Raw genomic sequence first — 23,792 nt, 5'->3', positions numbered from 1 at the left:
CCCGGGACGGGCCCGGGAGCCCAGTAGACAACGGAATTCCGAGCTCGCCGCCGACGAGACGGGTCCGGTCCGAAGGGTTTCCGGGCCCTCTTCCCGCTCTCGTGCGCCGGACCGCCAGTGCGTCGGGTGATCCCGCGGGTCGCGGGATCACCCTGTCGCCCCTTTCCTCGTCTTCTCGTGCCGCGTTGGCCCTGAGCGCCGTCGTGGGGCGGTAGCGTTTCCGCAAGCAGGCGTGCGAATTCTTGGCGAGGAGATCCCGGAGTGGTTCAGGACCGAACGAGCCTTCCGCCCACCGCCGGGCCCGATCCGGCCCGGGCCGGCGGCCCTGCCACGCCTCCCACCTCGGACCCGTCCACCTCGCCGGAAGGCCCTGGGGCGCCCGCTCCGGAGCCGGAGGCGTCCACTGGGGACGGCACGCCCGCTTCCGACACGCCCGCCTTCCCCGGCTCGCCCGATACCGAGGGTCAGTTCGCCGCTGAGCCTGGCCCGATGTCTGGGTCTGAGTCCCGGACCGCCGCTGATGGCGCTGAATCCGCCATGAAGGAACCAACCCTGTCCGAGGATCGGCCCGTGTCTGGGGCCGCGCCCCGAGGGACCGCAGGGGGGCCGAAGGCCGGTGGGGCGGGGCGGGAGCCGGGGTGGGTGCTGCTGGCCAGGGTCGTGGCGGCCGTGGCCGGCGGGTTGGCGTTGTACGCCGCCTTCCCCTCACTCAACTGGTGGCTGTGCGCCCCCCTGGGCATAGCGCTGATCGTCGCCTCCCTTTACGGCGCCCGCCCCCGGCGCGCAGCCTGGCTCGGCTACCTGGGCGCCGCGGTGTTCCTGTTTCCCACCCTGGCCTGGGTCCGCACGATCGGCGACGACGTCTGGCTGATGCTGGTCGCCATCGAGAGCGTGTTCTACGCCGCCATGGCCGCTCTGGTGGCGCTGGTGTTCAGGTTGCCGTGGTGGCCGTTGTGGTTCGGCGGGCTTTGGGTGGCGATGGAGTGGGCGCGCAGTCTGATCCCCATCGGCGGGTTCCCGTGGGCGCGGGTGGCGTTCAGTCAGGGGGAGTCGCTGTTCACCTCGTACGCGGCTCTCGGCGGCGCGCCGCTGGTGTCGTTCGCGGTCGCCCTGTGCGGTGCGCTGCTCGCCCACGCGTGCCTCGGAAGGCGGCGGCCACCTCTGCGCAGGGCGGTGCCGGTGGCGCTGGCGCTGGCGGTGCCCGTGTTGAGCTTCGCGGTGCCCAGGCCGGGCGACGAGGGCCGTACGGTCAACGTCGGGATCGTGCAGGGGAACGTCCCGGGCCGGGGCATGTACGTCCTGGGCGACGAACCCGCCGTTGTCCTGAAAAATCATTCGAATGAGACGAAACGCCTCGCCCAGGCCGCACGGGACGGCAAACTCCCTAAGCCCGACATTGTCGTCCTGCCGGAGAACTCCACTGACATCGACCCCTACCGGGACGAGTTCGCGCGAGAGATCATCCACGACTCCGTCAGGGACGTCGGCGTGCCCACGCTCATCGGCGCCGTCGTCGCGATCGGCGAGACGGAACGCGCCACCCGCAGCCTGGTCTGGGACCCGGTCACCGGCGCGGGAGACTACTACGACAAGCAGAACCTGGTGCCGTTCGGGGAGTACACGCCGTTCAAGGAGCTCGTGCTGGCGCTGTGGGAGCGGGCCAGTCTGGTCGGCAGGCAGTCGGTGCCTGGCGACAAACCGGGCGACCTGAAGATGGGGCCGGTCACGATCGGGGCGGTCAACTGCTACGAGGTGGCCTACGACTCCACCGTGCGCGGTACCGTCCGAGCCGGAGGCACCCCGCTCGTCGTCCAGGCCAACAACGCCAGCTACGCCCAGTCCGACCTGCCGACCCAGCAACTGGCCATGTACAAGCTGCGCGCGGTCGAGCACAACCGGGCCGTCGTGGCCGCCGCCACCACGGGCATCTCCGCCTACGTCACGCCTGACGGTAAGGTCTCCTGGCAGACGCGCGAACTGGTGGCGGACATGAACGTGGTCAAAGTGCCCGTACGCACGCAAGAAACACTCGCCACAAAGGTGGGCGCATTGCCTGAATGGGCATTGATGGTGATGGGAGCCGCAGCCGCCGGATTCGCCGCTTGGCGTGGCAGAAGGCGAGGCGACCGGATGAGGAACGAGTGAAGATGGAGACTCTCGGCCGGGTGCTCGTCGTCGTACCGACCTACAACGAGCGCGACAACCTGCCCACGATCGTCGAGCGGGTTCGGGCGGCCGTGCCGGAGGCCCACGTACTGGTCGCCGACGACAACAGCCCCGACGGCACCGGCCAGGTCGCCGACGAACTCGCCGCCGCCGACGAACAGGTGCACGTCCTGCACCGCCCCGGCAAGCAAGGGCTCGGCGCGGCCTACATCGCCGGGTTCAGATGGGGGCTGGGCGAGGGCTACGACGTCCTCGTCGAGATGGACGCCGACGGCTCGCACCAGCCAGAGGAACTGCCCAAGCTGCTCGAAGCGCTGGCCGACGGCGCCGACCTGGCGATCGGCTCGCGCTACGTGCCCGGAGGCAAGGTGGTCAACTGGCCGCACCGGCGCGAAATGCTGTCCAAGGGCGCCAACATCTACACCCGGGTCATGCTCGGCCTGCCCGTACGCGACGCCACCGCCGGCTTTCGCGCCTACCGCGCCGCCACGCTGGAGAAGGTGGGGCTGTCGGGCGTGGAGTCGCAGGGCTACTGCTTCCAGGTCGACCTCACGCTCCGTACGTCCCGGCACGGGTTCCGGGTGGTGGAGGTGCCGATCACGTTCGTGGAACGGACGGTGGGCAAGAGCAAGATGAGCGGGAAGGTCATGTCGGAGGCGCTGTGGCGGATCGGCCTGTGGGGCGTCACGGGCCTGCCCAAACGCCTTCGCGGGGACGGCTCCGGCGGCGACGCCCGCTCCTGACCGCCCGGAGCGGCCCTGCCTCTATGGGTTGATTTCCTTCACCTGGGGCGGCCCGCTCGCAAAGGTGTCCGTCAGGGAGTGCTCGCGCCTGACCCTGCTCACGAGCAGCCAATCCAGCAAGATCACCTACAGCCGGAACGCTTTGCGTCCGTCAGGCGTTGTTCGTGCTGTACGCGCTTGTGCGGAATCGAGGAAACGATGCGGCTGCTGCTCTTCCTGGCCTTCCTGGTCGTCCCCGTCCTGGAGATCTGGATCTTGTTCCAGGTCGGCTCGGCGATCGGCGGGCTCGCGACCGTGGGCCTGCTCATCGCCGGCAGCCTGCTGGGGGCCTGGCTGATGCGCCGCGAGGGCCGCAGGGCCTGGCGGGTGCTGCAGAACACGCTGCAGTCCGGCGGGATGCCCGACGACCGCGAGCTGGCCGGCAACATCGTGGTCCTGGCGGGCGGCGCGCTGCTGCTGGTCCCCGGGTTCCTCACGGACGTGGTCGGGTTGCTGTGCATCGTGCCGTTCACCCGGCCGCTGATGCGCCGCCTGGGGGCGTGGTTCTTCGAGCGCAGGATCAAGCGGCTCGCGGCGACTTCGCCGTACGCGAACCTCTACCCGACCCACCAGGAACCGGGACCGACGCCGAACGGCGGCCGGGTGGTGCACGGCGAGGTCATCCGGGAAGATCGAGAGTAGTCTCGTCCGCACGGAGCGTTCGGTCGGAACGCTCCGCTGAGCCCGAATTCCCCGGCGCCCGAGAAGCGCTCAGGCCGGCCTGGCAGCGGCCGTCCGCCGTCATGAACACGGCCACGGCCGAAGCACCGTTGCGATGAGAACGAGCCGTCTGCGCTGGGATGAAATTAAACCCCTGGATAGTTGGCTTTTTGGCCAACAAAGAGGATCTTGACGGGCCTGATCACCTAGTGATCAGATCTCTTTGTCCGGCCATCAAGATCTCCACGCGCAACGCCGACGGAGCCCGCTACGGCGCGCCTTCCCGCGGGTCCCTGTCGGCTGGCCGGCCTTCACCACGAGCTCGTGCGCACTGTTGCCCGACGCGCTGCCTGAAAGGAACGTCGCCTTGCTCCACGAGTACGTCAAGCATGCCGCAGCGGCGGCTGCGCGCCTCACCGGATCCGCGTCCTCCAGAATCGCCGCCGTGCTCATCAGCGTGGTCGCCGTGCTGGCCCCTGCGCAGGCCTCCGCTGCCGCGCCCGACTACGACGGCATCTATCCCAACGACAGATACCGGCCGAAGTGCGCGGATCTCGGAGGGAACCCGACCAGCGCTGCCACTGTGTGCCTCACCGACAACAGCGACCTGTGGTATTACGCCGACTCTTCGGGATTTGGAAAGCTGGAAGATCTCGACAAGCTGAAACTCGGCGAGATGCTGTACGACCAGTACGACCCCACCAACCTCCAGGTCCAGTACGACTACAGCCCGGTCTTCTCGGGCGGCGGTGAGACCGACATCGTCTATCAGGAGGACAGCAAGGATCTCGACGGCGCCATCGGCGTGGCGTGGTGCAACGACCGGGTCAACGGCAACGACTGGCGGTGCGACCAGACCTACGTCCGCATCAAGGGCCACGGCTACTACCAGAAGAACGGCGTCACCTGCCACGAGACCGGCCATGTGGTGGGCCTCCTGCACGGCTTCGACACCGATCCCGAGATCCACTACCAGGACAGTCGCCTGGGGTGCATGGTGACCGGCATGATCCCCCCGGGCTCGCTCGGGAGCAACAACCGGCAGTTCATCAACGAGGTCTACTGAGCCCGCTGGAGGAGCATCCATGAACCGCATTTCCAAGATCTCGCTCTCGGCGCTGGCGGGCGCGGTGGTCCTGGCCGGCGGGGTCTTCATCCCAAGCGTGATGGCCGCCGGTTCCCCCCAGGCCGCTCGGCCGGTGGCCGACAGCGGCAACCCCACCGTCATGGGCCATGGCCTGGAGATCATTCAGAGCGAGACCGCCGATCACTGGGTGTCGGGCGCCGAGCACGTCGTTGTTTACACTGTGAGCCAGGAGACCGAGCAGCCGCCACAGCAGGTCGAGGTCGAGCGGGAGGAAGGTCTGACCTACCGAACCGTTCATACCCGCATCGACAAGGTCCTGTGGTCCAAGGACGGCGCGCGCAAGCCTCCCGAGGGGGCCTGGAACTTCACCACGTACGGCTTCGCGTTCAACGACAACGACGGGCCGGGCAAATCCAAGTTCGCCCTTGAGGGCCGGCCTCGTGTCGAGGTCGGGCACACCTACATCGCGGCCCTTCGCTGGCGGGACGATCCCTGCTCTGACGACCCGGGCAAGGGAAGCTGGGGAAGTCTCGGTTCCGGGGCGATCCTGCCGTTCGACAGCGAGATCATCGGCCAAGGGGAATACGAAGGCGAGGTCCGTACCGCCGCGCAGAACAGAGCGCTCATAGCCCAGAAGACCTCCGGCGAGGCGCTCGCCGAGAAGCTGGCCGGTCAGAAGATCGATGCCCTGATGGACGAGCTCAAGCGGGCCACGCCCATCGAGGGATTCGGCGCGGGTCTCACCGAGACGTGCGACCCTGAGGACGCCGCCGAGTAGGGCCACCTCGGGCGGCGCACCCCACCTGCACGGCGTGCGCCGCCTTTCTCGGCACGCAAGAAGAACCCCCGGGCGTCTCGACCCGGGGGTTACACCGTGAGAGGTCGTCAGGCGCTCTTACGACGCTGTGCCCGCAAAACGGCGAGCCGCTCGTTGAGCACCTCCTCAAGGTCTTCGATGGACCGCCGTTCCAGAAGCATGTCCCAGTGAGTCCGCGGTGGCTTCGTCTTCTTCGACTCCGGCTGCTCGCCGTCCACACGGACCGCGGTCACGCCGCACATGCGGCACTCCCACGTCGCGGGAATTTCAGCTTCGGCTGCAAGCGGAACCTCGAAACGATGTCCCTTGGGACAGGTGTAGGACACCTCCTGGCGCGGAGCCAGATCCGTGTTACGGTCGTTCTCGTAGCTGGTTGCCCCGAGCCGGGTGCCACGAAGCGCGCGCTCGCCCATGTCTAAATGCCTCCTACAGGGCCCCCTTGCGTGGGGGGTCTGTCTCCCACGGTGTCTAACGCTTGGTACCGTGATGGGATTCCCACCCGCGGGGTGATCCAATCGCGCTTGGGGCGTCGGTTCTTCACCGGGTTCCCGCGGCGGCCGGGGAAGTGGCCTTCACCAGCGCGCCTGCCAGCCAGAGCCCACCGATCATGATGAGTGCGCCGTGGGCGATCCGCAGCGGATACGGGCCGAAGAACTGCGGAATGAACAGCGCGAACCCCGACGCGAGCGCGATTGCGCTCCACCGTGGCAGTACGTCCGAGCGCCAGACCGCCACCGCCGCCATGATCGCTCCGGCGGCGAGCAGGAGGAGGCCGACGGCGAACATGGTGGCGGCCAGGGGCTCGAACCTGAACTGGTTGGCCAGTTCCATCAGCGCCGGCGCCTGGTCGCGCAGGGAGCGCTGGGCGATCACGTTGAGCCCGAAGGTCTCGGCGCCGTAATAGGGCAGCGTCAGCCCGGCGCCGGCCCAGGTCACCGCGGCGGCGCGCAGCGATGTCCGGTCGCCGAGCACCTGGTGCAGCCCGAGTACGGCCAATCCGATCAGCACGAAACCGAGCATCGCGGCAGCGTGCCCGGCTACCCAGGCGGTGGAGGCTATGGCGGCGGCGTCATCGCCGGAGGGGCGGATCGCCGGATAAATGAAAAACAGGACGCCTCCGGCGGCGAAGGCCGCAGAGGTGAGGCGGAGTGCCATCAGTGCTCCTGAGTGAGTGCGTTGCTCTTTAGCAAGAGCGATGCTCTCGCATACGGCCGAGCACTGTCAAGAGCGGTGCTCTCGGTTTGAAGCGGCGATATGGACGCTAAGGTGAACGGCCATGACGGACTTCAGCGTGCTGTGCGTTCATGCCCACCCCGACGACGAGGCGATCTGGACCGGCGGAACCCTGGCCAAATACGCCGAAGAGGGTGCCAAGACCGCGGTGGTGACCTGCACCTGGGCCGAAGGGACCGTACGGGCGAAGGAACTGGCGAACTCACTGGAGATCCTCGGCGCGGGCGAACCCCGGCTGCTCGGCTACGCCGACGGGGGCAAGGCCGAGTCCGCGCCCGGCGCTCCGCGCTTCCTCGACGTGCCGTTCGACGAGGCGGTGGGCCGGGTGGTCGAGCACATCAGGGACGTACGGCCCGACGTGGTCCTCACCTACGACGGCTACGGCTCCTACGGCCACCCCGAGCACGTCTACGCCCACCGGGTGACGATGGCCGCGGTCGAGGCGGCCGGATACGACCAGCTCTACCCCGGCACCGGCGAGCCCTGGCGACCCCACGCCCTCTACCTGGCGACCATGCCGCGTTCCGTCGTGCTGGCGCAGTGGCGGGACGTCTTCGGCGCCGACCCGCAGCCCGGCCAGATGCTGCCCGGCGTGCCCGACGACCACGTCTCCGCCCACATCGACGTCTCGCCGTGGGCCGAGCGCAAGTGGGCGGCCCTGCAGGCGCACGAGTCAGAGGTAGGCCGCGGCGCCTCGATGACGCTGCTGACCGCCCTGCCCGAACCGGCCCGCGCGGTGATGTTGTCGAACGAGTGGTACCGGCGCATCGGCTTCACCGGCCCCCCGACGACCACGGTGGCGTAACCCACCGGCCACAGCCACCCCATCGCCCCCAGGCCGGCCGGCACGCTTCCAGAGGCGTCGGACGCTCCCGTGGGCGATGGGGAGGGCACGCCGACGCCCCACACGGTGATCATCAGGGAGCCCCGCCGGGGTTTGCGGGTGATTGCTCCGAACCGGGGGTCAGATTCGGTCGGGGACCTCGTTGCCCGCGGCGCGGATGGCCTTGGGCAGGTTGGTGATGGCCAGCAGCACGAATCCGACGACGAAGAAGATGATCATCGAGAGGATCGCGATCCGGTAGCTGTTGCTGACCTGCAGCGCGATCGTGACCGTCAGTGAGCCGATGAACGCCGACCCCTTGTCGCTGATCTGCAGCAGGCTGAAGTACTCGGCCTCGCGCCCCTTCGGGATGACCTGAGAGAACAGCGAGCGCGACAGCGCCTGCGTGCCGCCGAGCACGATCGCGATCGCGAAGGCCATCAGGTAGAACTGCAGCGCCTGCCCCTCGGCGACGAACATGGCCGCGGCCACGATCGCCGTCCACAGCACCAGGCTCGCCAGGACCGTGCGCTTGGTGCCGAAGCTGCGGGCCAGCCACCCGAGCAGCAGCGCGCCGAAGAACGCCACGAACTGCACCATCAGGATCGCGGTGATCTGCACGGTCGTGTCCAGTTTGAGCGCCTCGGAGGCGAAGGCCGCGCTGTTGCCGATGACGGTCTGAACCCCGTCGTTGTAGACCAGGTAAGCCACCAGGAACAGCAACGTCAGCGGGTATTTGCGCAGCTCGGACAGGGTGCGGCCGAGCTGGCGGAAACTGCCGCCCATCGAGCGCAGCGCCGTGGTCTCGTGCGCGGGCACGGGCCGGTTGCGCAGCCGCAGCAGCGGGATGATCGTGAACGTCGCCCACCACAGACCGGCCGAGAGCATGCAGATGCGCACGGCCATGCCCTCGCTCAGGCCCAGGCTCTCGTGCTGCAGGTAGAGCACCAGGTTGAGGGCCAGCAGCAGGCCGCCGCCCAGGTAGCCGATGGCCCAGCCGCGCGAGGAGACCCCGTCGCGCTCCTGAGAGGTGGAGATCTGCGGCAGGAAGGAGTCGTAGACCACGACCGAGGCCCCGTAGGCCAGGTTGGCCAGGATGAACAGCACGCCGCCCAGCAGGTAGCGGTCGCCTTCGACGAAGAACAGGCCCATCGTGGCCAGCGCGCCGACGTAGGCGAAGCCGCCGAGCATCTCGCGCTTGCGTCCGGTGTGGTCGGCCAGCGCGCCCACGATCGGCAACATCACGATCTGCAGGAACACCGCGATCGTCAGCGTCAGCCCGAAGAAGGCGGCCGGCCTGATGTCGGCGCCCAGCACGTCGACGTAGCCCAGGCCCGGGCTGGCCGCGGCGAGCTTGTCGAAGTCGCGCACGCAGGTCTCGGAGGCCACGCCGGGGAAGTCCTGGGCGCAGGCCGCGGTCTTGGCGACCGGGATCAGGTAGGGGCCGAGGAAGACCGAGATGATCGTGGTGTAGAAGGCGGAGTTGGCCCAGTCGTAGAAGTACCAGCCGCGTTGCTCGCGCCTGCGTGCTGCGGGGGAGTCGTCGAGGGCCGCGGGGGGCGCGGGTACGGGCATGGTGTCGTGTCGCTCCTATGCGGCCGGACGGCCGGGATATGAGAGTGCTGTCAGGCGGCCGGAGGGCCGGGATGCCACTGCCCGCGACGCCGCAGCACGTCGCGCGGGCCGGTGACGTTGTCGATCAAGCGTGACGCACGGCCTATTTTCGCAGCTCGCCATTGAAATCCGTGTGTCGTGCAAATGACCATACAATGATCACCTTCCCGGCGAAAAGGCTCAACCCCTGCCCCGATCAACGAGGCCATCGACCTGCTCGCCGAGACCGGCCCAGCTCCGGGGCGACCTCTGGTGGATACCCTGAAGGACGCTCAGGTAGCCAACCTCAAGGCCGGGATCGCCGGGGCGCAGGCGTTCGACCCGTGGCGCGAGGCGATCTTGTTGATCGGTGGCGACAAATCCGGCAACTGGGCGGGCTGGTACCGCGAATGGATCCCCTGGGCGGAAGCGCGCTACGAGCAGTACTTGAAGGAACGGGAAGCGGAAGAGGGGCAGCGGTGAGCGGACACAGCAGGTGGGACCGGGAAGCGGTCGCGGCCCAGTTCACGCCGGAGGAACGGGCGCAGGCGCGGCGTGAGATCGACGCCTACGTGGTCGGTCATCGGCTTGCCGAACAGCGCAAGCGTGAGGGGCTGACGCAGGCCCAGGTGGCCGAGCGCATGGGCGTCACCAAGGGGCGAGTTTCCCAGATCGAGCGGGGCGACGTGGCCACCATGGAATTGGTCGGCCGCTACGCGGCAGCCATCGGCTGGCACGTGCGGACAGTGCTGGCCAAGGACAACGGGGAGATCATCCCCTTGTACGACGCCGTTTAACCGGGCAGGCAAGACGCCACCATCGTCTGCCAATGGAGCCGTCATGGGACGAACTCGTTCGGCGAGCGCCGGGAGGCCGCGTTGCGCGAGATGACCTGTCAGGCTGCCAGGCCGCCGGGATGCCACTGTCCCCGGCGGTCGAGTACGTGACGGAGTCCGGTGATGTTGTCGGTCATGATGCCGTCCACGCCCAGGTCGAGCAGGTGCTCCATGCGGGTGTCGTCGTTGACCGTCCACACGTGCACCTGCATGCCGATGGCGTGCGCGGTGCTCACCAGGCGCCTGTTGGCCATCCGCAGGCCGCGGAAGCCCAGGGGCACCTGGGCGCACGGGACGCCGGCGCGCGACAGGCGGGTCAGCAGGCGGCCGTAGCCGGAGGTGGCGGCGGCGGCGCGCAGCGCGGCCACGCCGCGCGGGCCGAGCGCCGAGCACACCTGCCTGCCCATGGCCGCCCTGGCCAGCGTCAGGCGCTCGTCGGAGAAGGACGTCAGGCAGATGCGGTCGTAGGCGTCGGTGCGCCGGATCGCCTGCGCCAGCGGGGCGATGGCGACGGACTCCTTGACGTCGATGTTGAACCGGATCTCCGGCCAGGCGCCGAGCAGGTCCTCCAGGAGCGGGATCTCGTGGACGCCGCCGATGCGGGCCCGCTTGACCGCCCGGTAGGGCAGTTCGGAGATGCGGCCCCGATGATCGGTCACCCGGTCGAGGGTGTGGTCGTGGAAGGCGACCAGGACGCCGTCGGAGGTGGCGTGCGCGTCGGTCTCCAGGTAGGTGTAGCCGAGCGCCACCGCCCGCTCGAAGGCCGCGACGGAGTTCTCCGCGCCCTCCGCGGCGCCTCCGCGGTGGGCGAAGGCGAGCGGGCCCGGATGGTCGAGAAAGGCGAAACGGCGGCTCAGCACGTCCTGAAGTATGCCCTTCGTGGCGGAACGGATTAGTTATGAGTCAGGGAGATTCTCCCATTCCTGGCGGCGGGTCTCGGCCAGCGCGATGGCCGCGGCCACCGCCACGTTGAACGAGCCGACCCGGCCGACCTGCGGGATGTAGCAGGCGCCGTCGACGGCGTCGAGCAGGGCGGGCGAGCAGCCGTGGTCCTCGCTGCCGACCACCAGGCACACGTCGCGGCCGAGATCGGCCCTGTGCAGCGGGATGGCCTCGGCGGTCAGTTCGATGGCCAGCACGGCGTAGCCGGACTCGCGCGCGGCCTTGACGGCCTCGACGGCGGGCACGGGCTCGTGCCAGGTGACCAGGCGTTCGGTGCCGAGCGCGGTCTTGCCGGCCTTGGGGTTGGTCGGCGGGGTGGCGTTGCCGGCCAGCCAGATCTCGTCCACGCCGAACGCCGCGGCGCTGCGGAAGATCGAGCCGACGTTGAACGGGCCGGTGACCGACTCGATGATCAGGCCGACGCGGTTGCCGGTGTTCCTGCGCCAGGTGCGGTTGAGCCGCTTGACGTCGGTGGGGCGCAGTTGCCTTCTCATCGGGTCACCTTCAGGATGCGGTAGGCGGCCCGGCCGGCCTCGCGGGAGACCTGCCAGCCCTGCTCGCCGAGCCAGCGCTGCAGGGAGTCGGAGCCGAGGTGTTTCTGGACGACCAGGTAGGCGACGCCGTCGGGCGTGAGCCTCGTCAGCCACCTGGTGAGCATGTCGTGCAGTGCCTGCTTTCCAATTCTGATCGCGGGATTAGACCAGATAGCTCGAAATTTCACATCTTCTGGCACTTCATCGACATGTACTGACCTTACTTTGTAAAGGCGCGCGGCCTGGGCATTTCTCGCGGTCAGCTCCAGAGCGCGCCTGTTCACATCGACGGCCCACACCGTCGCCTCCGGCGCCCGCGTCGCCATCGTCAGCGCGATCGGGCCGTAACCGCAGCCCAGGTCGAGCAGGTCGCCCTCCTGGGGCGGCGGCGGGACGGTCTCCAGCAGGATCCGCGTGCCGACGTCGACCCGGTCGGGCGAGAACATCCCGCTGTCGGTCTCCAGCCGCAGATGCAGGTCGGGCAGGACCAGATCGGCCGAGCCCGGCCTGCGCGCGGTCTCGGGCCGCTCGGAGAAGTAGTGGGCCACGTGGCAAAACGTTACGGGATCCGGGAACCGAACATGACCGCCGCACCGGCCACCAGCAGCCCGGCCACGATCGCGGCCACGATGAACCACTGGGTGATCTCCTGGTTGACCAGCTTGTAGCCGAGCGAGGTGCCGATCTGCTCGTAGACCTCGCGCAACTCGCTGCCGGACTCGGCGGTGTAGGCCCGGCCGCTGGTGCCGTCGGACAGCGACTGGAGGGTCTGCTTGTTGACCGGAACGTTGACCGGCCTGCCGTCGATGCTGACGGTGCCCTCCTGGGTGCCGTACGCGATGGTGGAGACGGGCACGCGGGCCTGCTGGGCGGCCTCGATGGCCTCGTTCACCGACCGGCCCGAGGTGTTGTCGCCGTCGGAGAGCAGCACGACCGCGGCCGGCGGCGGGTCGGTGGCGGCCTGCTGGTCGAACGAGCGCAGCGAGTCGAGGGAGTTGAAGACGGCCTCGCCGATCGCGGTGCCCGGTCGGGTGGACAGGTTGCCGATGGCGGTGACCACGGCCTGGTGGTCGGTGGTGGGGGAGATGACGACGTTGGCCGAGCGGGCGAAGGAGACCACGCCGACGTTGAAGCGGTCGGGCAGCTCCTTGGCGAACGCCTGCGCGGCGGCCTTGGCGGCGCTGATCCTGTCGGGCTGGACGTCGTCGGCGTCCATGGACAGGGACACGTCCAGGGCGATCATGATGGTGGCGCGGTCGCGGGGGACGCGTACCTGGTCGGCGGGTTTGGCGGCGCCGACGACCAGGAGCGACATCATGACGAGGAAGAGCGCGGGCGCGACGTGACGCCGCCAGCCGGGCCCCGCGGGGGCGACCAGGTTGAGCAGGGCCAGGTTGGTGAAGCGCACGGTGTAGCGGCGGCGGGCGAACATGGCCACGACGTAGCCGGCCACGAGCAACCCCATCAGCAGGAAAAGCCACAACCAGCCGGGGGCGAGAAAAGTCACCTCGGCCTCCGATGGGCGATGTGGCTCATCCGGCGCTGGCGCAGGACGAACTGCGCGACGTCGAACACCCAGTCCCGGTCGGTCCGCAGCACGAGGTGGGCGATGCCGGCGCGGCGCAGGGCGAGGCGGGTGCCATCACGCTGCAGCGCGGCCGCTTCCGCATACGCTTGCCGGACTTTGGGAGAAAGATGCACTTCGCGTACGTTCCCGGTCTCGGGGTCGGCGAACGCGACCCGGCCCACGTCGGGCAGTTCGAGCTCGCGCGGGTCGATCACCTCCACGGCCAGGACCTGGTGGCGGGCGGCCAGTCGTCTGATGGGGCGCTCCCATGGGCGTTCTGCGTCGGGGTCGAGTTCGGGCCGGGCGTCGAGGAAGTCGGAGACGATCAGCCGCATGCCGCGCCGCCGCCGGCTGGCCGACAACACCTCGATGCCCTCGGCCAGGTCGGGCGGGTCGGGCACGACGCGGCCGCGCGGGGCGTCCATGAGGGAATGGAGCAGCCCGTAGAGCGCGGGGCGGCCGGTGCGGGCGGGCATGCGGTGCACGTACTCATCGTGCAGCACCAGCGCGCCGAACCTGTCACCCATCCGGCTCGACAGGAACCCGATCGCGCCGATCGCGGCCACGACCAGGTCGCGTTTGTCGGTGTCGGCGGTGCCGAAGTCCATGCTGGGCGACAGGTCGGCCAGGGCCCAGGTCTCGAGTTCGCGGTCGGCGATCAGGTCGCGGACGTGGGGGATGGTGGTGCGGGCGGTGACGGACCAGTCCATGCGGCGCACGTCGTCCTCGCCGGGGACGTACACGCGGCTGTCGCCGGCCTCGCTGCCCGGGCCGGGCAGCAGGCCCTGGTGGGCGCCGTGCAGCAGTCCGTCCAGCCGCCGGGTGACGGTCAGCTCCAGTCTGCGCAGCGCCTGCTCTGCTGTGGTGGTCAACGGTTCTGGTTCCAGACGACGAGGGGCGGGGGGACGGCCTGCAGGATCTGGCGGACGACCTGTTCCGGGTCGACGCCGTCGGCCAGGGCGTCGAAGGTCAGCATCAGCCGGTGCGACATGACGTCCACGGCCACGTCGCGGACGTCGTCCGGCAGCAGGTAGTCGCGCCCGCGCAGCAGGGCCAGCGCCCGCCCGGCCGAGACGAGCCCCAGCGTGGCCCGGGGGCTGACGCCGATCTCGATGGTCTCGGCAAGGTCGGACAGGCCGTACTCGGCGGGGTTGCGGGTGGACATGACCAGCCGCACGACGTAGTCGGCGACGAGCTGGTGCACCGAGACCTGCTCGGCCGCCTCCTGCAGGGCCAGGAGCCGGTCAGGGTCGAGCACCCGTTCGGGGACGGGCGGGGTGACGCTCATGCGGTGGAGGATCTCCAGCTCCTCGTGCGCGGTCGGATGGGGGACCCGCACCCGGAACAGGAACCGGTCGCGCTGCACCTCGGGCAGAGGGTAGACGCCCTCGGACTCGATGGGGTTCTGGGTGGCGAGCACGATGAACGGCCTGGGCAGGGGGTGGGTGATGCCGGCGAGGGTGACCTGGCGCTCGGCCATGACCTCCAGCAGCGCGGACTGGACCTTGGCGGGGGCGCGGTTGATCTCGTCGGCGAGCAGGAAGTTGACGAACACGGGGCCGAGCTCGACATCGAACTTCTCGTTGGAGGGGTGGAAGACGCGGGTGCCGACGATGTCGCTCGGCACGAGGTCGGGGGTGAACTGGATCCGGGCGAACGTGCCGCCCACGACGGTGGCCAGGGTGGAGGCGGCGAGGGTCTTGGCGACGCCCGGCACCCCTTCGAGCAGGCAGTGCCCGCGCGCCAGCAGGGCCACGACGAGTCTTTCGACCATATGGTCTTGCCCGACGATGACCCGCCGGACCTCGTCGAGACTCTGACGCAGTTGTGCCGCGTCGGTTCCGCCTGGCAACTCTTCGGCGACGCTCATGACGCCATTCCACCAAACGCGCCGCAAACGTGCACGACGCCACGTCTGTGCTTTCATGGCAAACGTGGCAAGTCCCCTGCAGTACGGCGATCCACCCCGGCTGGGGCCCTATGTGGTGCAGGCGCGCCTGCAGACGGCTCCCGCCGGATTCGTGTACCTCGGCCAGGCGCCCGACGGGCGTGCGGTGTCGCTGGCCGTCCTGACGCGAGGGGCCGCGCTCGACGCCGCGGCCCGCGAGCGGTTCCTGGCGGCCGCCAGAGAGGCCGTGGGCGAGCGGTCGGGGGTGCGGGCCTGGCTGGGCCGGGCCGGGCGCTCGCGCGGCTCGGTGATCGAGGGCGCTCCCGAGGTGCTCGACCTGGCCGACGGGCCGGCGCCGTGGGTGGCGGTGCCGTACCTGCCGGGGCGGCCGGGCGCGGAGCGGTTCCTCGAGCCGGTGATGGTGGGCGGGACGTTCATCGGGGAGGCACACGGGCCCGACTTCGTCCCGTACTGGCTGACCGACCGCGCGCCCGCGCTGCCCTCGCCCGCGCGGCGGCGCAACCCGGCGACCGAGACGCGCAAGCGGGTGCTGATGGCCGCGCTGGCGCTGGTGCTGCTGCTGATGCTCGTGACGGCGATCCTGCTGCTGTTGCTGCTGGGCCGGCGCGAAAGCGAGCCGCAGCCCCGGCAGTTGCCGCCGACGGTGTTCGTGCCGACGCCGCCGCCGACGCCGCAGTCTCCTGAGCCGCAGCCCTCGCCGTCGGTGTCGTCGTCGCCGACCGAGTCGGGGCGGGGCACGCCGGGCCGCTCGCCGGGGGACGACCAGGGCGAGGAGTCGCCGCTGTGAGGTCGGCGTCGTCGCCGGGCCTGGGCACGGACGGCGCGGGCCCAGGCCGGACGTGACGTGGCCGGTTACCCTACGCCATGACCGCAGAGGTAGGCGTTGTACGTCGAATAGGGAGTGCGGGTGCCGGTCTCACTGACCGTTCCGCGGCAGTCGACGGAGTATCGGCCGACGACCTCCGTCTTCGAGGCGTCGGAGTAGTACGTGCTGGTGCAGGAATAGTTCGGCTGGCAGAAGCTGGCCTGCGCCGGCGCCGGCAGGAGCGCGATACCGGCGGCGGCGAAGACGATGGCGAGTGTGGCACGCATGTCATCCATCCTTCGATGAACAGGGGGTGATCGGTCACACGAAGCCATGATCGAAAAGGCTCCGGCGGCAGCATATCCCGCGATTCGGACGGTTAAAAGGATGTTTTGTGACCCGCTGCGTTCTGACCTGCCCGCCGTCGTTCACCGTCCGCGGGCGGAGACGAAGCCCGACTCGTAGGCGGCGATCACGGCCTGGGTGCGGTCGCGCGCGCGCAGCTTGGCCAGCACGTTGCCGACGTGCGTCTTGACCGTCTCCTGGCTGACGACCAGCTCGGCGGCGATCTCGTGGTTGGACATCCCCTTGGTCATCAGGCGCAGCACGTCGCCCTCGCGTCCGGTCAGCCGGTCGATGCCGGGCACCCGCGCCGGACCCTGGGGGCGGCGCCGGGCCAGCGCCCTGATCGCGGCGGGGAACAGCAGCGAATCGCCGGCCGCGACCAGCCTGACCGCCTGCACCAGGTCGTCGGGCCTGGTGCGTTTGAGCAGGAATCCGCTGGCCCCGGCCCGCAGCGCGTCGTAGACGTGGTCGTCGTTCTCGAACGTGGTCACCACCAGGACCTTGGGCGGGTCGTCCAGCTCCACGATCCTGGCGGTGGCCTGGATGCCGTCCAGGGCGGGCATCCGCACGTCCATCAGCACGACGTCGGGCCGCTCACGGCGTACGACCGGCATGACCGCGGCGCCGTCGGCGGCCTCCCCGACGACGCTCAGGTCCGGCTCGGCGTCGATGATGATGCGCAGGCCCGCGCGGATGAGGTCCTCGTCGTCGGCGATCACGACTTTCAGCGTCATGGGCTCGACCGTAGCGGCAGGCGCACGGTGACCGTCCAGCCGGTCCGCGTGGGGCCGGCCTCGAGGTCGCCGCGCAGCAGGCGTACACGCTCGCGCATGCCCGTCACCCCCCGGCCTCCCGAGTGGGCGCCGCCGCCTCCGGCCGGGTTGGAGACCTCCAGCCGCAGGTCGTCGTCCTGCACGGCGGCGCTCAGCCGCACGGGGCCCCTGCCGTGCTTGATGGCGTTGGTCAGGGCCTCCTGGACGATGCGGTAGGCCTCCCTGGAGACCACGGCGGGCACTGCGGACAGATCGCCCACCTCCCTGCTCACCTGGGCGCCGGAGGCCGTGACGAGGTCGTCGAGGTCGTCGAGCGTGGGCTGGGGGGCGCGGTCGGCGGGGTCGTCCCGCGCCTGGCGCAGTACGCCCAGGACGTGGTCCAGGTCGTCCAGGGCGGAGCGGGCGGCCTGCTCGATGGCGCCAAGCGCGGTCCTGGCCGTGTCAGGGTCGCGGTCGAGGACGCGTCCCGCCGCGGCGGCCTGCAGGGTGACGACGCTGAGCGCGTGCCCGACCGAGTCGTGCAGCTCGCGGGCCAGGCGGTTGCGTTCGGCGAGCGTGCGGGCGTGCTCCTCGGCGGCGGCCAGGCGTTCTGACGGGGTCGGGCCGAGCAGGACCGGCGCCAGTCGCGCCAGCAGCCCGCCCGCGCCCGCGGCCAGCGCGACGAGGAGCACCAGCAGCGCCAGGCCGGCCAGTATCCATCCCACCCAGCCCCAGCCCGGCTCGACGCTCACGCCGAGCACCGGCTTGGTGTCGCCCACGGCCGGCAGCACCAGGGTGAACAGCGTGAACGGCACGATCGCCAGCGTGCAGCCGCTGACCACGCCGCCGATCGCCAGGTGCAGCGTGTACCAGGCGGCGGTGCGGCGGCGTTCCTGCCAGGAGCGGCCGGCCTGCCGCGGCGGGGTCTCGACGTGCGCGCCGAGCAGGCCCTGGGCCGCGTTCACCTCCAGGGCGCGCACCGGCAGGAACAGCCCCGTCACGGCCACCACGGGCAGCACCGCCGCGAACACGCCGATGTTGACGGGCATCAGCAGGTTGGCCGACTCGCCCTGCAACAGGCCCGAGATCAGGACCCCGGCCATCATGTACGGCATCAGCAGCGCGCCGCCCAGGACGAGGCACGTCCATCGGCGGGGCAGGTTCCCTCTCACATCCGTGATTATATGTCGATGATTTTTCGCGCTCGGTGGAATGCGCCCTGCGAGAAATGCGCCCCCAGCGAAAAGAGTCCTTAATTCCGGCCGTCCGGGTCTAGCGTTTTTCGCAGTAATACCCGCACAGAAAGGCAATCGGTTATGACGGAGACCCAGCGTGCCGTCTGGCCTGACCAGCTCAGCCAGCGCCTGCTCAAGGAGCGCATCGTCGTCCTGGGCCAGGAAGTCGACGACGAGATTTGCAATCGGCTCTGCGGGGAGCTGCTTTTGCTGGCGGCCGAAGACCCCAATCGTGACATAACGCTTTACATCAATTCGCCGGGCGGCTCGGTGCAGGCGGGGCTCGCGCTCTACGACATGATGCGGTTCATTCCGTGCGACGTGGCGACGGTGGCGATGGGGTTCGCCGCGTCCATGGGCCAGGTGCTGCTGACCGCCGGGGCCAAGGGCAAGCGCTACGCCATGCCCAACGCCCGCATCGTGATGCACCAGCCGCTGGGCGGCATCGGGGGCTCGGCCAGCGACATCCAGATCCAGGCCGACAACATGATCTACACCAAGCGCCGCATGGCCGAGATCATCGCCCACCACACGGGCCAGCCCTTGGAACGCATCCAGGCCGACTCCGACCGCGACCGCTGGTTCACCGCCCGGGAGGCCCTGGAGTACGGCATCGTCGACCACCTCGCCGAAGGGACGAACTGACATGAGCGGCCGCTACGTGCTCCCGTCGTTCTCCGAGCGCACCTCCTACGGCGTCAGAGAGCTCAACCCCTACACCAAGCTGTTCGAGGACCGGGTCGTCTTCCTGGGCACGCCCATCGACGACACCGTGGCCAACGACATCATGGCCCAGTTGCTCACCCTGGAGTCGATCGACCCCGACCAGGACATCAACATCTACATCAACTCCCCGGGCGGCTCGATCACCGCCATGACGGCCATCTACGACACGATGCAGTACATCCGGCCGGAGATCCACACGGTCTGCATCGGCGAGGCCTCCTCGGCCGCCGCCGTGCTGCTGGCGGCCGGCACCCCCGGCAAGCGCGCCGCGCTCCCGCACGCCCGGGTGCTGCTCCACGAGCCCCACACCGAGGGCGGGCGCGGGCAGGGCAGCGACCTGGAGATCCACGCCAGGGAGATTCTGCGGATGCGTGACCAGCAGGAGGAGATCCTGTCCCGGCACACGGGGCGGGGGGTTCTGGAGATCAGGAAGGACATCGAGCGGGATCGCATCTTCACGGCCGAGCAGGCCCGCACCTATCGGCTGATCGACGACATCTACGCCTCCCGCAAACGCACCCTGGCCGTCACCGGCTGACCGTCTTTCAGGTCCGGCACGCCCGGTTGCGCGCCGGGCCTGAGAGCCGGCACGCCCGCCTGGTACCGGTCCTGCGTGGTACCGGCCCTGCCTGGACCGGTCCTCGCCTCACGACAGCTCGCACCTCGTGCCAGCTCTCGGCTTGGCCGGGGCCTCCCGGGCGTAAAGCCGTTCCGGGGGAGGGCGGCGAAAATCGATAAAGCGTGACTTGTACACTTTCCGGGGATTTCTTGGGGGAATCGGGGGAGTGGCGTGCCGCTGGAGCAGATCCTCGTTCTGCTGTGCGCGGCGGCGGGGGCAGGGTGGGTCGACGCGGTCGTCGGCGGCGGCGGGCTGCTCCAGCTTCCCGCCGTCATGATGACCGGCATGCCGACCGTCGAGGCGATGGCCACGACCAAGCTGTCGTCGGTGTTCGGCACCACCTCCGCGGCCGTCGCCTACACGCGCTCCACCAAGGTCGACCGCCAGGTCGCGTTGCCCGGCGTCGCGATGGCCGTGGTGAGCGCCGGGCTCGGCGCGTGGGCGGCTGCGGCGATCTCGGCCGAAGTGCTGCGCCCGGCCGTCATGGTGGTGCTGCTGGGCGTGGCCGCGTTCGTGACGCTCCGCCCGGCGATGGGCGCCGTGCCCGTGCCGCACCTGCGGACCAACGCCCGGGTGGTCGCGGCGGTGGTGACGGCGGGCGTGGTCATCGCCTTCTACGACGGCATCATGGGACCGGGGACGGGGACGTTCCTGATCATCGCCTTCACCACCATCCTCGGTCTGGACTTCGTCTCCGCCTCCGCCTCAGCGAAGATCATCAACATCGGCACCAACCTGGGGGCACTGGCGGTGTTCGCGGCGCAGGGGCATGTGCATTGGGTGCTCGGGCTGGGCATGGCGGTGTGCAACGTGGCCGGGGCACAGGTCGGGGCGCGGATGGCGCTGCGGCGGGGCGCGTCCTTCGTGCGGGTCGTCCTGCTGTGCGTAGTGGCGGCCATGGTGATCAGATTGGGCTGGCAGCAGTTCGGCTGACCCCGGACACGGGCGCGCGCCTTCAAGCGGCGTGTGCGTATGGGGTGTCGCTTCGTGCGGCATGCGTACGGGGCGTTGCTTCATACGGTGGGCGTTCGCTTTGTGCGGTGCGCGCGTACGGGGTGCTGCTTCATGCGGGGGGTGTTCGGGTTGTTGTTTTGTGCGGTGTGTGCGTGCGAGGTCTTGCTTCATGCGGTGGGTGTTCGGACGCGTAGGGCCGTGGCCGTCAGGGCCACGAACGCGGCCAGCACCGCCGGGACCGCCAGCGCCAGGGGCAGTCCCACCAGTTCGGCCACACCTCCGATTACCACCGGCCCGGACAGGAACCCCATGTACCCGATGGAGGCCACCCGCGCCAGCGCCCGCCCCGCGAACGCCGGATCCCGATGCCCCGCCGCCGAGAACACCTGCGGCACGATGCACGACAGCCCCGCCCCGAAGCAGGCGAACCCGGCCACCCCGGCCACCGGATGCCCGCCCAGCAGCGCCAGCCCCAGCCCCACGGCCGCCAGCAGCCCGCAGCAGCGCACCAGCGGCACCGGCCCGAACCTGGTCGCCAGCCGGTCGCCCGCCAGCCGGCCCGCCGTCATCATCACCGAGAACGCCGCGTACCCGGCCGCCGCGAACCCGAGCGAGGCCGCCAGGTCCTCGCGCAGGTAGACCGAACTCCAGTCGGCCGCCGCACCCTCGCCCACCAGGCAGCAGAACGCCAGCACGCCCAGGAACACGATCCCCCTGGGACGCCCGGCGGGCCCAGCCGCCACGGGACCACCGTCCGGGGCCGACCGCATCGCCCAGCGCGCCGCCCAGACCGCCAGCGCCGCGATCACCGTGCCCACCGACAGGAACGTCACCGAGGGCGCCAGAGCGGCGTGCGCGAACAGGCCGCCCGCCGTGGCCCCCGCGAACCCGCCGACGCTGTAGACGGCGTGGAAGGACGACATGACGGGCCGCCCGTGGGCCCGCTCCACCTCCACCGCGTTGGCGTTCATGGCAACGTCGAGGACGCCGTGCACCACCCCGAACACCAGCAGCGTCCCGGCCAGCGTCACCAGGTCGGGGGCGTGGGCGGGCGGAATGAGCACCACGCCCTGCAACAGCGCGGCCGGGATCATGACGCGGCTGCTGCCGTGCCGGTCCACCAGGCGGCCCACCGCGGTCATGCCGATCATGGCGCCGGCGGCGATGGCCAGCAGAGCCAGGCTGAGCTGGCCGTCGCCGAGCGCGAGGCGTTCCTTGATGGCGGGGATGCGGGCCGTCCAGGTGCCGATGGCCGCGCCGGCCAGGAAGAACAGCAGGTAGACGGCCGTACGCTCGCGGATGAGCCGAGGCTTCCCTGCCCCCTGCCCGGACGCCCGGAACCCGACGGTCACTGGGCCGGACTCGGGAGCGGGGCGTTCGTGCGCAGGGCGGGGCTGTGCGGTGGGGTGTCCGTACGCCGGGCTGGGTTCGGCGGTGGGATGCTCATGCGCCGGGCCGGACTCGGCGCTGGCGTGTCCGTACGTCGGGTCAGGTTCGGCGGTGGGGTGTTCGTGTGCCGGGTCGGGGTCGCCGGTCCTCATGCGGCCACCCTGACCGTCACGCCCGCCGCCACCAGCGCGTCGCGTTCCTCCTGCGGTATGCCGGAATCCGTCACCACGACGTCCAGCCGCGAGATCGGGCACACCGCCCCGAACGCCGTCCGCGAGAACTTGCCCGAATCGCACGCCACGATCACCCGCCGGGCCGAGGCGATGGCCGCCTGTTTGATCGCGACCTCGGGCAGGTCGTGGGCGGTCAGCCCGTGCTCAGACGACAGCCCGCAGCAGCCGATCACCGCCGTGTCGAAGCGCAACGCCCTGATCGAGCTCTCGGTCAGGGGGCCCATGAAGTTCAGCTCGCCCTGGCGCACCTCGCCGCCGGGCAGCACCAGCCGTACGCGCGGCGCCGTCGCCAGCATCGTCACCGACTGCAGGGCCAGCGGCAGCACGGTCAGGCGGCGTCCGAGAAGGGAGCGGGCGACCTCCAGCACGGTCGTGCCGCCGTCCAGCACCACCGCCTCGCCGTCGGCGATGAGTTCGGCCACCTCGGCGCCGATGCGCTGCTTGGCCTCGACGGCCTCGCGTTCGCGCACGCCGAACGGCGGCTCCTCCCCGCGCAGCAGCAGCGACAGCGCGCCGCCCCTGACCCGGCGGACCACGCCCTGCTGGGCCAGTTCGTCCAGATCGCGCCGGATCGTCATCTCCGACACCCCGTGCTCGGCGGCCAGCTCGGCGACCGACACGCTGTCCTGGGTGCGCAAGGCGTTCATGATGGACATCAAACGTTGCATGTGTTCATACAAACACCAACTATGTTCGCAATACAATGGTCGGTATGCGTGCCAGCCGCCTGCTTTCGCTGCTTCTGCTCCTGCAGACGCGCGGGCGTATGACCGCGCCCGAACTGGCCGCGGAACTGGAGGTGTCGATACGCACCGTCTACCGTGACGTGGAGGCGCTGTCGGCGGCCGGTGTCCCCGTCTACGCCGACCGCGGTCCCGCCGGCGGCTACCAGTTGCTCGACGGCTACCGCACCAGGCTCAACGGGCTGACCTCCGAGGAGGCGTCGTCGCTGTTCCTGGCGGGGCTGCCCGGTCCCGCGGCCGAGCTGGGGCTGGCCGAGGTGGCGGCCAACGCCGAGCTGAAGCTGCTGGCCGCGCTGCCGCCCGAGCCGCGCTCGCAAGCCTCGCGGATGCGGGAGCGGTTCCTGCTGGACGTGCCGGGCTGGTACCGCTCGGCCGACGACGTCCCGCATCTGAGCCAGGTGGCCGAGGCCGTGTGGTCGCAGCGGCCGCTGCACATGACCTACCGGCGGTGGGGGCCACGGGAGGTCGATCGGGTGGTGCATCCGTACGGGCTGGTGCTCAAAGGCGGCTCCTGGTACCTGGTGGCGGCCCCGCCGGACGGCGATCCCCGGACGTACCGGGTGTCGCGCATCCTGACCCTCGAGACGCTGTCCGGGCACTTCCCGCGGCCTGAAGGGTTTGATCTGGGCGGGTTCTGGCATGAGTACGCCAAGGAGTTCCGCGAGCGGATGTACACCGCCGAGGCCGTCATCAGGCTCGCCCCCGGCAGGGAGGACCTGCTGGCGTACACGATGGGCGCCGACGTCGTCGGCGCCGTGCTCGCCGCCGCGCCGGAGCCCGACCCCGAGGGGTGGCGCACGCTCACGGTGCCGGTGGAGTCGCTCACGCACGCCCGGTGGCTGCTGCTGCGCATGGGAGCCGACGTGGAGGTGCTCGAGCCACCGGAACTGCGCACGCTGATGGCGGACGCGGTCGCCGCCCTCGGCAAGCTGTACGGGTGAACGTGCTGGCGGCTGTTTTAGGTGGATAAGAGGTCGCGCAGATAGGCCGACTCAGGCGGGAACGGGCACACACCGCCAGTGATCATGAAGATACTTACGCCT

26 protein-coding genes and 1 pseudogene are annotated in these 23,792 nt (G+C 70.0%); 13 read left to right on the top strand and 14 right to left on the bottom strand.

The window, feature by feature from the left end; translation table 11 throughout:
• Nucleotides 1-537 precede the first annotated feature (537 nt).
• From lnt to ACFOY2_RS07455, 5 genes are all read left to right on the top strand, one after another.
• A complete protein-coding gene (lnt, locus tag ACFOY2_RS07475) occupies nucleotides 538-2,145 on the top strand; it encodes an apolipoprotein N-acyltransferase (protein ID WP_379527191.1) in 1,608 nt (535 codons plus the stop codon).
• A gap of 2 nt (nucleotides 2,146-2,147) precedes the next feature.
• A complete protein-coding gene (locus ACFOY2_RS07470) occupies nucleotides 2,148-2,909 on the top strand; it encodes a polyprenol monophosphomannose synthase (protein WP_379527455.1) in 762 nt (253 codons plus the stop codon).
• Nucleotides 2,910-3,107: 198 nt separating this feature from the next.
• Nucleotides 3,108-3,590: an FxsA family protein gene (locus tag ACFOY2_RS07465; protein ID WP_379527190.1), complete on the top strand. Its 483-nt coding sequence runs from the start codon at nucleotides 3,108-3,110 to the stop codon at nucleotides 3,588-3,590.
• 385 nt (nucleotides 3,591-3,975) lie between these two features.
• Nucleotides 3,976-4,674 carry a hypothetical protein gene (locus ACFOY2_RS07460; protein ID WP_379527189.1) on the top strand — a complete coding sequence of 233 codons (699 nt, stop codon included), beginning with the start codon at nucleotides 3,976-3,978 and terminating at the stop codon, nucleotides 4,672-4,674.
• Between the two features lie 19 nt (nucleotides 4,675-4,693).
• Nucleotides 4,694-5,473, top strand: a complete 780-nt coding sequence (locus tag ACFOY2_RS07455; RefSeq protein WP_379527188.1) for a hypothetical protein — start codon at nucleotides 4,694-4,696, stop codon at nucleotides 5,471-5,473.
• 107 nt (nucleotides 5,474-5,580) lie between these two features.
• On the opposite strand, the gene ACFOY2_RS07450 is transcribed toward ACFOY2_RS07455, so the two are convergent.
• A complete protein-coding gene (locus tag ACFOY2_RS07450) occupies nucleotides 5,581-5,925 on the bottom strand; it encodes an RNA polymerase-binding protein RbpA (protein ID WP_125637410.1) in 345 nt (114 codons plus the stop codon).
• 124 nt (nucleotides 5,926-6,049) lie between these two features.
• Nucleotides 6,050-6,667: a hypothetical protein gene (locus ACFOY2_RS07445; protein WP_379527187.1), complete on the bottom strand. Its 618-nt coding sequence runs from the start codon at nucleotides 6,665-6,667 to the stop codon at nucleotides 6,050-6,052.
• A gap of 121 nt (nucleotides 6,668-6,788) precedes the next feature.
• Between ACFOY2_RS07445 and ACFOY2_RS07440 the strand changes: the two genes are divergently transcribed.
• Entirely contained in the window at nucleotides 6,789-7,550 is a 762-nt protein-coding gene (locus tag ACFOY2_RS07440; protein WP_379527186.1) for a PIG-L family deacetylase, read from the top strand.
• Nucleotides 7,551-7,709: 159 nt separating this feature from the next.
• Here ACFOY2_RS07440 and ACFOY2_RS07435 read toward each other — a convergent pair whose 3' ends face one another.
• Nucleotides 7,710-9,143, bottom strand: a complete 1,434-nt coding sequence (locus ACFOY2_RS07435; protein WP_379527185.1) for an MFS transporter — start codon at nucleotides 9,141-9,143, stop codon at nucleotides 7,710-7,712.
• A gap of 234 nt (nucleotides 9,144-9,377) precedes the next feature.
• On the opposite strand from ACFOY2_RS07435, the gene ACFOY2_RS07430 reads away from it, so the two are divergent.
• Both ACFOY2_RS07430 and ACFOY2_RS07425 read left to right on the top strand, forming a co-directional pair.
• Complete coding sequence (locus tag ACFOY2_RS07430) at nucleotides 9,378-9,644, top strand: type II toxin-antitoxin system RelE/ParE family toxin (protein ID WP_379527454.1); 267 nt, start codon at nucleotides 9,378-9,380, stop codon at nucleotides 9,642-9,644.
• Nucleotides 9,641-9,958, top strand: coding sequence for a helix-turn-helix domain-containing protein (locus ACFOY2_RS07425; RefSeq protein ID WP_379527184.1), 318 nt, complete (start codon nucleotides 9,641-9,643; stop codon nucleotides 9,956-9,958). Before ACFOY2_RS07430 ends, ACFOY2_RS07425 begins: the two co-directional genes overlap by 4 nt.
• A gap of 98 nt (nucleotides 9,959-10,056) precedes the next feature.
• Here ACFOY2_RS07425 and ACFOY2_RS07420 read toward each other — a convergent pair whose 3' ends face one another.
• Genes ACFOY2_RS07420 through ACFOY2_RS07395 form a run of 6 tightly spaced genes read right to left on the bottom strand, consistent with a single transcriptional unit; the run spans nucleotide 10,057 to nucleotide 14,909 of the window.
• Entirely contained in the window at nucleotides 10,057-10,854 is a 798-nt protein-coding gene (locus ACFOY2_RS07420) for a glycerophosphodiester phosphodiesterase family protein (protein WP_379527453.1), read from the bottom strand.
• Between the two features lie 39 nt (nucleotides 10,855-10,893).
• Nucleotides 10,894-11,433: a TrmH family RNA methyltransferase gene (locus tag ACFOY2_RS07415; RefSeq protein ID WP_379527183.1), complete on the bottom strand. Its 540-nt coding sequence runs from the start codon at nucleotides 11,431-11,433 to the stop codon at nucleotides 10,894-10,896.
• Nucleotides 11,430-12,020, bottom strand: a complete 591-nt coding sequence (locus tag ACFOY2_RS07410) for a class I SAM-dependent methyltransferase (protein ID WP_379527182.1) — start codon at nucleotides 12,018-12,020, stop codon at nucleotides 11,430-11,432. Before ACFOY2_RS07410 ends, ACFOY2_RS07415 begins: the two co-directional genes overlap by 4 nt.
• 11 nt (nucleotides 12,021-12,031) lie before the next feature.
• Nucleotides 12,032-12,979 carry a VWA domain-containing protein gene (locus ACFOY2_RS07405; RefSeq protein WP_357821682.1) on the bottom strand — a complete coding sequence of 316 codons (948 nt, stop codon included), beginning with the start codon at nucleotides 12,977-12,979 and terminating at the stop codon, nucleotides 12,032-12,034.
• Complete coding sequence (locus ACFOY2_RS07400) at nucleotides 12,976-13,911, bottom strand: DUF58 domain-containing protein (RefSeq protein WP_379527181.1); 936 nt, start codon at nucleotides 13,909-13,911, stop codon at nucleotides 12,976-12,978. The genes ACFOY2_RS07405 and ACFOY2_RS07400 overlap by 4 nt, the downstream gene beginning before the upstream one ends.
• On the bottom strand, nucleotides 13,908-14,909 hold the full coding sequence (locus ACFOY2_RS07395; RefSeq protein ID WP_379527180.1) for an AAA family ATPase: 1,002 nt from the start codon (nucleotides 14,907-14,909) through the stop codon (nucleotides 13,908-13,910). The genes ACFOY2_RS07400 and ACFOY2_RS07395 overlap by 4 nt, the downstream gene beginning before the upstream one ends.
• A 55-nt stretch (nucleotides 14,910-14,964) precedes the next feature.
• Here ACFOY2_RS07395 and ACFOY2_RS07390 point away from each other — a divergent pair, with 55 nt between their 5' ends.
• Nucleotides 14,965-15,735 (top strand): hypothetical protein, encoded by a 771-nt coding sequence (locus ACFOY2_RS07390; protein ID WP_379527179.1) that lies wholly within the window; start codon nucleotides 14,965-14,967, stop codon nucleotides 15,733-15,735.
• Between the two features lie 65 nt (nucleotides 15,736-15,800).
• Here the strand turns inward: ACFOY2_RS07390 and ACFOY2_RS07385 are convergent, their stop codons facing one another.
• The 3 genes from ACFOY2_RS07385 to ACFOY2_RS07375 form a co-directional block, all read right to left on the bottom strand.
• Nucleotides 15,801-16,040, bottom strand: coding sequence for a DUF6289 family protein (locus ACFOY2_RS07385; RefSeq protein ID WP_379527178.1), 240 nt, complete (start codon nucleotides 16,038-16,040; stop codon nucleotides 15,801-15,803).
• Nucleotides 16,041-16,181: 141 nt separating this feature from the next.
• Nucleotides 16,182-16,832, bottom strand: a complete 651-nt coding sequence (locus ACFOY2_RS07380) for a response regulator (protein ID WP_379527177.1) — start codon at nucleotides 16,830-16,832, stop codon at nucleotides 16,182-16,184.
• Nucleotides 16,829-18,022 (bottom strand): sensor histidine kinase, encoded by a 1,194-nt coding sequence (locus tag ACFOY2_RS07375; protein ID WP_379527176.1) that lies wholly within the window; start codon nucleotides 18,020-18,022, stop codon nucleotides 16,829-16,831. Before ACFOY2_RS07375 ends, ACFOY2_RS07380 begins: the two co-directional genes overlap by 4 nt.
• Before the next feature lie 102 nt (nucleotides 18,023-18,124).
• Here ACFOY2_RS07375 and ACFOY2_RS07370 point away from each other — a divergent pair.
• From ACFOY2_RS07370 to ACFOY2_RS07360, 3 genes and pseudogenes are all read left to right on the top strand, one after another.
• Nucleotides 18,125-18,730, top strand: a pseudogene (locus ACFOY2_RS07370) (ClpP family protease); the annotation flags it as partial.
• 1 nt (nucleotide 18,731) lies between these two features.
• Entirely contained in the window at nucleotides 18,732-19,349 is a 618-nt protein-coding gene (locus tag ACFOY2_RS07365; RefSeq protein ID WP_379527175.1) for an ATP-dependent Clp protease proteolytic subunit, read from the top strand.
• 252 nt (nucleotides 19,350-19,601) lie between these two features.
• On the top strand, nucleotides 19,602-20,363 hold the full coding sequence (locus ACFOY2_RS07360) for a TSUP family transporter (RefSeq protein WP_379527174.1): 762 nt from the start codon (nucleotides 19,602-19,604) through the stop codon (nucleotides 20,361-20,363).
• 188 nt (nucleotides 20,364-20,551) lie between these two features.
• Here ACFOY2_RS07360 and ACFOY2_RS07355 read toward each other — a convergent pair whose 3' ends face one another.
• Both ACFOY2_RS07355 and ACFOY2_RS07350 read right to left on the bottom strand, forming a co-directional pair.
• On the bottom strand, nucleotides 20,552-21,925 hold the full coding sequence (locus tag ACFOY2_RS07355; RefSeq protein ID WP_379527173.1) for an MFS transporter: 1,374 nt from the start codon (nucleotides 21,923-21,925) through the stop codon (nucleotides 20,552-20,554).
• Complete coding sequence (locus tag ACFOY2_RS07350; protein ID WP_379527172.1) at nucleotides 21,922-22,674, bottom strand: DeoR/GlpR family DNA-binding transcription regulator; 753 nt, start codon at nucleotides 22,672-22,674, stop codon at nucleotides 21,922-21,924. The genes ACFOY2_RS07355 and ACFOY2_RS07350 overlap by 4 nt, the downstream gene beginning before the upstream one ends.
• A gap of 44 nt (nucleotides 22,675-22,718) precedes the next feature.
• On the opposite strand from ACFOY2_RS07350, the gene ACFOY2_RS07345 reads away from it, so the two are divergent.
• Nucleotides 22,719-23,690 carry a helix-turn-helix transcriptional regulator gene (locus tag ACFOY2_RS07345; protein ID WP_379527171.1) on the top strand — a complete coding sequence of 324 codons (972 nt, stop codon included), beginning with the start codon at nucleotides 22,719-22,721 and terminating at the stop codon, nucleotides 23,688-23,690.
• The last annotated feature ends 102 nt before the right edge of the window (nucleotides 23,691-23,792 follow it).

The organism is Nonomuraea purpurea, from assembly GCF_042650645.1.
GTDB lineage: Bacteria > Actinomycetota > Actinomycetes > Streptosporangiales > Streptosporangiaceae > Nonomuraea > Nonomuraea purpurea.
Note: the sequence above shows the minus strand (reverse complement) of the source record. Positions and strands in the feature narration are given on the sequence as shown.